The sequence below is a fragment of the Leisingera sp. ANG-M7 genome (assembly GCF_000813965.1).
In the GTDB taxonomy this organism is placed as follows: Bacteria; Pseudomonadota; Alphaproteobacteria; order Rhodobacterales; family Rhodobacteraceae; genus Leisingera.
In genome coordinates, this window is the sequence record NZ_JWLI01000052.1 from 1 (window position 1) to 1041 (window position 1041).

1 protein-coding gene is annotated in these 1041 nt (G+C 63.1%); it reads right to left on the minus strand.

The window, feature by feature from the left end; translation table 11 throughout:
* The coding region (locus tag RA26_RS21930) for a sigma-54-dependent transcriptional regulator (RefSeq protein WP_039187588.1) at window positions 1–1041 on the minus strand (1041 nt) is incomplete at both ends.

Below are 1041 nucleotides of genomic sequence, written 5' to 3' on the forward strand. Positions count from 1 at the left end.
GTTGCCAGCGCTCCGGACAGAACCACCCGGCCCTCTTCCTGCGGCTTCTCTTCCTCGCGCGGCAGGTCCTTGGCCTCGATCGGGCCGCTGCCGTCGCCCAGGATCAGCACCCGCTCCACCAGGTTCTTCAGCTGGCGCACATTGCCCGGCCACAGCATGGTCTGCATCAGCGCCACCGCCTCATCCGTCAGCTCGCGCAGCGGCAGGCCCTGGGCCTCGTTGAACTGAGCGATGAAATGGCCTGCCAGCAGCGGGATATCCTCGCGCCGGTCCGCCAGCGACGGCACCGCCACCGGCACTACGTTCAGCCGGTGATACAGCTCCTGCCGGAAGGTGCCAGCCTCGATTTCCGCATCCAGATCCTTGTTGGTGGAGGACACCACCCGCAGATCAACTTTGATCTTGTCCGATCCGCCGACCCGCTGGAATTGCTGATCCACCAGCACCCGCAAGATCTTGGACTGGGTGCCCAGCGGCATGTCGGCGACCTCGTCAAAGAACACCACACCGCCGTGCGCCTGTTCGAGCAGCCCCGGCTCCACCCCGCGTTCCGAAGACTCGCGGCCGAACAGAACTTCCTCCATCCGGTCCGGTTCGATGCTGGCGCAGTTCACCGTGATGAACGGCGCAGATGCACGGTTCGAATTGGCGTGGATATAGCGGGCCGCGATTTCCTTGCCGCTGCCAGCCGGGCCGGTCAGCATCACCCGGCCGTTGGATTTGGTCACCTTGTCAAGCTGACCGGTCAGGGTTCGGAACGCTGCCGAAGTCCCGATCATCTCTGCCGGGCCAGTATCCTTGCGCTTAAGGTCAGTATTCTCCCGGCGCAGGCGCGAGGTTTCCATCGCGCGCCGGATCACAACCATCAGCTGGTCGATGTTAAAGGGCTTTTCGATGAAGTCATAAGCCCCCTGCTTGATCGCCGCGACCGCAATTTCGATGTTGCCGTGGCCAGAGATGATCACCACCGGAATATCCGGGGTGTCCCGCTTTACCGCCTTCAGGATGTCGATCCCGTCCATCTGGCTGTCCTTCAGCCAG